Origin of the sequence: Mycobacterium sp. E3298 (assembly GCF_001666895.1) — a bacterium.
Taxonomy (GTDB): domain Bacteria; phylum Actinomycetota; class Actinomycetes; order Mycobacteriales; family Mycobacteriaceae; genus Mycobacterium.
On the sequence record NZ_LZJB01000168.1, the window covers coordinates 1 to 4,704 of the forward strand.

Genomic DNA, 4,704 nt, shown 5'->3' on the forward strand with positions numbered 1-4,704 from the left:
CCCAAAAGTTCGGCGGCCTTGCCGGCCTCCTCGGGTGATTCACCCGCGAAGTCGCCCGGCGCGGCCTCTCCCGGCTCGGAGCCGGGAGAGGACCGCCGGACTTCACCGGTTTCGGGGTCGATGCGCCGCTTGTCGGTGACGGTCACCTGCTCGTGTGGATTCCCTTCGGTCACTTGGCCTCCCGGTCGTCGTCGACCACCTCCGCGTCCACCACGTCGTCAGCGGAACCGGCCTGCGGGCCTCCGGCACCGCCGCCACCGGCACCGCCGGCCGCTTGGGTCGCCTCGTAGATGGCCTGGCCGAGCGCCTGGGACTCCTGGCCCAGCTTCTCCATCGCCGACTTGATCGCGGAGATGTCGGTGCCTTCCAGCGCGGACTTGGCCTCGGCCACGGCCGCGTCCACCCTGTTCAGGGTGTCCTCGGGGACCTTCGAACCGCCCTCGGCGCCACGCTGTTCGGCGACGAACTTCTCCGTCTGGTAGACCAGCGTCTCGGCCTGGTTGCGGATGTCGGCCTCTTCGCGGCGCTGACGGTCCTCCTCGGCGTGCGCCTCGGCGTCCTTGATCATCCGGTCGATCTCCTCCTTGGACAGGCCGGAGCCCTCCTGGATCTTGATCGTGTTCTCCTTGCCGGTGCCCTTGTCCTTGGCCGTGACGTGCACGATGCCGTTGGCGTCGATGTCGAAGGTGACCTCGATCTGCGGGACACCACGGGGCGCCGGCGGGATGCCGGTCAGCTCGAAGGAGCCGAGCAGCTTATTGTGCGAAGCGATCTCGCGCTCACCCTGATAGACCTGGATCTGCACCGACGGCTGGTTGTCGTCGGCCGTGGTGAAGGTCTCCGACCGCTTGGTGGGGATCGTGGTGTTGCGCTCGATGAGCTTGGTCATCACGCCACCCTTGGTCTCGATACCGAGACTCAGCGGCGTGACATCAAGCAGCAGAACGTCTTTCACCTCGCCCTTGAGGACACCCGCCTGCAGCGCGGCGCCAACGGCCACCACCTCGTCGGGGTTCACGCCCTTGTTGGGCTCCTTGCCACCGGTCATCTCCTTGACCAGGTCGGACACCGCGGGCATGCGGGTGGAACCACCCACCAGCACCACGTGGTCGATCTCGGACACCGAGATGCCGGCGTCCTTGATCACAGACTGGAACGGCTGACGCGTGCGGTCCAGCAGATCCTGGGTGATGCGCTGGAATTCGGCGCGGGTCAGCTGCTCGTCGAGGAACAGCGGGTTCTTGTCGGCGTCGACGGTGATGTAGGGCAGGTTGATCGAGGTGCTCTGCGAACTCGAGAGCTCGATCTTGGCCTTCTCGGCGGCCTCACGCAGCCGCTGCATCGCCATCTTGTCCTTGGTCAGGTCGATGCCGCTGGTGCCCTTGAACTTGTCGACCAGCCACTCGACGACCCTGTCGTCCCAGTCGTCGCCACCGAGGTGGTTGTCACCGCTGGTGGCGCGGACCTCGACCACGCCCTCGCCGATCTCCAGCAGCGACACGTCGAACGTGCCACCGCCGAGGTCGAAGACCAGAATGGTCTGTTCCTTCTCGCCCTTGTCCAGGCCGTACGCCAGCGCCGCCGCGGTGGGCTCGTTGACGATGCGCAGCACGTTGAGGCCGGCGATCTGGCCGGCTTCCTTGGTCGCCTGCCGCTGGGCGTCGTTGAAGTACGCCGGCACGGTGATCACGGCGTCGGTGATGTCCTCACCGAGGTACGCCTCCGCGTCGCGCTTCAGCTTCATCAGCACCCGGGCGCTGATCTCCTGCGCGGTGTATTTCTTGTCATCGATCTCGATGGACCAATCCGTGCCCATGTGCCGCTTCACCGAACGGATGGTGCGGTCGACGTTGGTCACCGCCTGGTTCTTGGCGGGCTGACCGACGAGCACCTCGCCGTTGCGCGCGAACGCGACGATGGACGGGGTCGTCCGTGAGCCCTCGGAGTTGGCGACGACGACGGGGTCCCCGCCCTCGAGAACTGCGACGACGGAGTTGGTGGTCCCGAGGTCGATACCGACCGCACGAGCCATAGTGATTCCTCCTGATTGAGTAGAGCTTCTTTGGTGCCACTATGCTGAGTGAACCCCGCTCAAGCCTGCTCTTGCCGACACCGTGGTGTCAACCCAGCATTGAGTGTAGTTCGCTCAACTTGTCGATCATGCTAACGGCCAGGGTCGCGGTCTTGTTCCCGGGGGCTCTGCGACGGCGTCGCGGGGCACTGCGGCCTGGTCGGGAACACACCGGCCCGGGCCGCGGCCACTGACCGAGCGCGCCGGCGGACCGGTGGGTTAGCCTGAGCCTTTCCCGGAGCCGACACGGCAGGACCCAATGTCATCGCAAGACAGCGCCGCCGCGCGGCTCGCCCGTGAAGACTCGGGCTATCACAAGGGCCTGAACAATCGCCAGATCCAGATGATCGGCCTCGGCGGCGCCATCGGGACCGGCCTGTTCCTCGGCGCGGGCGGAAGGCTCGCGTCGGCCGGACCGGGGCTGTTCCTCGTCTACGGGGTCTGCGGCATCTTCGTCTTCTTGATCCTGCGCGCCCTCGGCGAGCTGGTGCTGTACCGCCCGTCGTCGGGATCCTTCGTGTCCTACGCCCGGGAGTTCTTCGGCGAGAAGGCCGCCTTCGCGGCGGGCTGGCTGTACTTCGTCAACTGGGCGATGACCGGGATCGTGGACACCACCGCGATCGCGCACTACTGCCACTACTGGACGACGTTCCAGACCGTCCCGCAGTGGATGCTGGCGCTGATCGCGCTGGTCGCCGTGCTCGCGATGAACCTGATCTCGGTCAGGCTGTTCGGCGAGCTCGAATTCTGGGCCTCGCTGATCAAGGTGCTGGCCCTGGTGACGTTCCTCGTCGTCGGCATCGTCTTTCTGGTCGGCCGCTTCAAGGTCGACGGTCACGACCCCGGTGTGGCGCTCTGGGACAGCCACGGCGGACTCCTGCCGGCCGGCTTGCTGCCCCTGGTGCTGGTCACCTCGGGCGTGGTCTTCGCCTACGCCGCGGTCGAACTCGTCGGCATCGCGGCCGGCGAGACCCCAAATCCGCACAAGATCATGCCGCGGGCCATCAATTCGGTGGTCTTTCGCATCGCCATCTTCTACATCGGGTCGACGGTCCTGCTGGCGCTGCTGCTGCCACACACCGCCTACCGCGACCACGTGAGCCCGTTCGTCACCTTCTTCTCCAAGGTCGGCTTCGGCGGGGCCGGCAGTGTGATGAACCTGGTCGTGCTCACCGCCGCGCTCTCCAGCCTGAATGCCGGGCTGTACTCCACGGGCCGGATATTGCGGTCCATGGCGATCAACGGCAGCGGCCCGAAATTCACCGCGCCGATGACCAAGACCGGCGTGCCCTACGGCGGAATCCTGCTCACCGCCGTGGTCGGCCTGTTGGGCATCGTGCTCAACGCCGTCAAACCCAGCCAGGCGTTCGAAATCGTGCTCCACATCGCCGCCGTGGGCGTGGTGGTCGCCTGGGGGACGATCGTGGCGAGCCAGCTGCGGTTCTACCGGCTGTCCCGCGCCGGTGAGGTGCAGCGGCCGCACTTCCGGATGCCGCTGGCGCCCTACAGCGGCTACCTGACGCTGGCCTTCCTGGCCGGCGTCCTGGTCCTGATGTTGCTGGACAAGGTTCAGGGCCCCTGGCTGCTCGGCGCGTTGGCCCTCGGCATCCCCGGGCTGATCGGCGGCTGGTACCTCGTCCGCCATCGCGTGCACGCGGCCGCCCAAGACGCCGCGCTGCCCGCCGCCGACCCGCCCGCGGCGGCCTAGGGCTCGTCGATGTCCTGACCGCCGGCGAGATCCGCGCAGTCGACGATCTCGACGTCGCGCCGGGTCCGCAGGTACGCGCCGGCGCCGCTGTCGCCGGAGATGCTCGACAGGACCTCGGGCCAATGGCGGCGGGCGACGACCACCGGATGCCCCGGGCGGTCGCCGAACGCGGCGCGCGCCAGCCCGGCGGGTGATGCGATCGCCCGGCCGAGAACGCGCGCGACCACCGCGGGCCCCACATCGGGGGCGTCGACGACGTGCAGCACCGCGTAGTCCGCGCGCAGCCGGTCGGCCCGCTCGAGGCCGGCGCGGACCGAGGCGCTCAGCCCGTCCCGCCACCGCCGGACCGTCACCGCGGTGGATCCGGCCGGAACCGCCACCTGGGCGGCGCCCAGCACGACGACCACGTCCGCGCAGCCCCCGGCCCGCAGGGCGTCGACCGCGGCCTGAAGCCACCCGTCCACCAGCACCTTCGGCTTGCCGTAGCGCCGCCCGGCTCCCGCGGCCAGCAGCACCCCGACGCTGCGCGGCGCCGGGCCGCTCGACTGCGATAACGCCACTCTCCTATGATGACATTCAGCTTCTCGCCTAGCGACAACCAATGGAGCACGATGACTCAGGACGTGCAGGCTCCCTCCACTCCGGCGCCCCGATACGCGGGCACCCGAGTCCAGCGGGTTGAGGACGGCCGGCTGCTGACCGGCCGCGGCAGCTTCGTAGACGACATCTCGCGGCCCGGCATGCTGCACGCCTGCTTCGTGCGCAGCCCGTTCGCACGGGCGCGGATCAACGGCATCGACGCCTCGGCCGCGCTGGCGCTGCCCGGCGTGCGCGCGGTGTTCACCGCCGCCGACCTCAACCCCGACGTGCGGGAGGCCTGGCACGCCGTCGCCGGCAAGGACGTCCAAGACACCCCGCGCCCGCC

At 68.6% G+C, this 4,704-nt stretch carries 3 protein-coding genes and 2 pseudogenes; 2 read left to right on the forward strand and 3 right to left on the reverse strand.

Going from position 1 to position 4,704, the window contains the following annotated elements; translation table 11 throughout:
- Together A9X05_RS31995 and dnaK are read right to left on the reverse strand one after the other, a co-directional pair.
- Positions 1-173 (reverse strand): annotated as a pseudogene (locus A9X05_RS31995) (nucleotide exchange factor GrpE); the annotation flags it as partial.
- Positions 170-2,032 (reverse strand): molecular chaperone DnaK, encoded by a 1,863-nt coding sequence (gene dnaK, locus A9X05_RS07795; protein WP_067780469.1) that lies wholly within the window; start codon positions 2,030-2,032, stop codon positions 170-172. The gene dnaK and the pseudogene A9X05_RS31995, both read right to left, overlap by 4 nt.
- Positions 2,033-2,330: 298 nt before the next feature.
- On the opposite strand from dnaK, the gene A9X05_RS07800 reads away from it, so the two are divergent.
- On the forward strand, positions 2,331-3,779 hold the full coding sequence (locus A9X05_RS07800) for an amino acid permease (protein ID WP_067780477.1): 1,449 nt from the start codon (positions 2,331-2,333) through the stop codon (positions 3,777-3,779).
- Here the strand turns inward: A9X05_RS07800 and A9X05_RS07805 are convergent.
- Positions 3,776-4,339, reverse strand: a complete 564-nt coding sequence (locus tag A9X05_RS07805) for an NTP transferase domain-containing protein (RefSeq protein WP_067760001.1) — start codon at positions 4,337-4,339, stop codon at positions 3,776-3,778. The two genes, A9X05_RS07800 and A9X05_RS07805, sit on opposite strands and share 4 nt — an antisense overlap.
- 51 nt (positions 4,340-4,390) lie before the next feature.
- Between A9X05_RS07805 and A9X05_RS07810 the strand changes: the two are divergent.
- Positions 4,391-4,704 (forward strand): annotated as a pseudogene (locus A9X05_RS07810) (xanthine dehydrogenase family protein molybdopterin-binding subunit); the annotation flags it as partial.